Annotated in this window: 3 protein-coding genes; 2 read left to right on the top strand and 1 reads right to left on the bottom strand. The window is 66.6% G+C overall.

Going from position 1 to position 1,457, the window contains the following annotated elements; all coding sequences use genetic code 11:
• Positions 1 to 108: 108 nt before the first annotated feature.
• Positions 109 to 459, bottom strand: a complete 351-nt coding sequence (locus B2284_RS01645) for an alpha/beta hydrolase (RefSeq protein ID WP_040014582.1) — start codon at positions 457 to 459, stop codon at positions 109 to 111.
• A 174-nt stretch (positions 460 to 633) separates the two neighbouring features.
• Between B2284_RS01645 and B2284_RS01640 the strand changes: the two genes are divergently transcribed.
• Both B2284_RS01640 and B2284_RS01635 read left to right on the top strand, forming a co-directional pair.
• Positions 634 to 948, top strand: a complete 315-nt coding sequence (locus B2284_RS01640; protein ID WP_006945045.1) for a hypothetical protein — start codon at positions 634 to 636, stop codon at positions 946 to 948.
• 11 nt (positions 949 to 959) lie between these two features.
• On the top strand, positions 960 to 1,457 hold a 498-nt coding region (locus tag B2284_RS01635), incomplete at its 3' end, for a hypothetical protein (protein WP_286697104.1).

Genomic DNA, 1,457 nt, shown 5'->3' with positions numbered 1-1,457 from the left:
CCTCATTCGTGAAGAGCCGCTTTGCCCGAATCTCGCCGCTGGGCCGCCTGCCTCGTCGAACGGGGGCTGATTTCGTGGACACTGGCGACGGGCCACGTCGTCTGCCGGTCAGCGCCCCGTGTAGGTACTGAGCCACGCGAACGCATCGGGCATGACGCGCTGGTACGTGCCGAAGTTGTGGCCACCGCCGTCGACGACCTCGAACTTCGTCGTGAGGGGTGCCCGCGCAGCCGCCATGAACGCGCGGGTGTTCTCGATGCCCTCGTCACCACCCTCGGCCTGGCCCATCGTCGCGAAGATCGCGCTGTGGGGAATCGGCAGGTGCTGGATCCGCCACGTCAGGTCGTTCTCCTGGTGCAGCTTCTCCTGCCCACCGAACAACGAACCCGTCATCTCGTCCTCGTGCGGGCTGAAGTATCCGGACAGGCTTGCGGCGGCCGAGAACTGCTCGGCATACATCAGCGCGAGTTTCGCCGCACTGCAAGCAGGTCGACCTCTCTCTCAAACCCCATCGTTGTCGGCACGTTCTGAGACGATCCGTTCGAGAGCGGTTTCGAGAGCCAACACCCGCGTCGTGAGGTCGGCGGCAGGCGCTCGGGGTGGGCCTCTCGAGACCGATCATGGCGGAGAGTCGTGGCGCTGAACTTCTTGCCGGGTGCGAAGGTCACGGACCTGCGGGAGCTGGAGTCGAAGCGGACGTGCATCAAGGGCTCCGCGACGCGTACCGCTGAGGACATCGAGACGAGCCAGTCGTTCAACATGAGCGAGGTCAAGGCGATCGCCTCGGACAACCCCCTCATCCTGGAGAAAGCCCAGGCCGACCAAGACCTGTCGGTCCTGGAAAGCCTGCCGACCGCGGGCACCGGCGATCACAGACCCAGACCCGGCAGGCGGTTGACGCGGCGAACACCGCGATCAGTAGCTACTCGCGACGCATCCCGGCGCTGAATGACGCGATCGTGGACCGCACCGAGACGAAGGGTGACGCGTTCCGCGCCACCGTCGCGGGCCAGGTCTTCACCGAGCGCGTCGAAGCTGCCAACGCCATCCGTGAGCACCTCGGCGCAGCCGCGTCACGCGCCCGCGTCACGCGAGAACCTGTCACGCTCGAGGCCCTGGTGACGCTGGGCGGGCACCGGTTCGACGTGGTCGTCGACTCCAGCCTGGGTGTCACGAAGGCGAACCTCCAGATGCAGGCAGCCCCCGACGACGTCTTCGTGCGTGACGACGCGTTCGCGCTCATGGGACTACCCGGGTCGCACGGCGTCGTCACCAAGATGGAAAACGCTCTCGCCGGCATGGAAGGAGCACTGACGAGGGCGGAGCAGCGACTCGACGCAGCACAGCGCGACAAGGTGACGGCCGAGGCGAACCTTGGGCAGCCCTTCGCCCGTGAAGCCGAACTGCAGGCCGTGCGTCACAAGGTCGCCGAACTCGAGCGAGTGATGCGCGGCCAG

The sequence above is a fragment of the Dermacoccus sp. UBA1591 genome, from assembly GCF_002322065.1.
In the GTDB taxonomy this organism is placed as follows: Bacteria; Actinomycetota; Actinomycetes; order Actinomycetales; family Dermatophilaceae; genus Dermacoccus; species Dermacoccus nishinomiyaensis.
Note: the sequence above shows the minus strand (reverse complement) of the source record. Positions and strands in the feature narration are given on the sequence as shown.

Excerpts from the sequence above, each read along its gene's own strand:
- B2284_RS01645 (WP_040014582.1), bottom strand. The coding sequence starts at position 459 with ATGTATGCCGAGCAGTTCTCGGCCGCCGCAAGCCTGTCCGGATACTTC.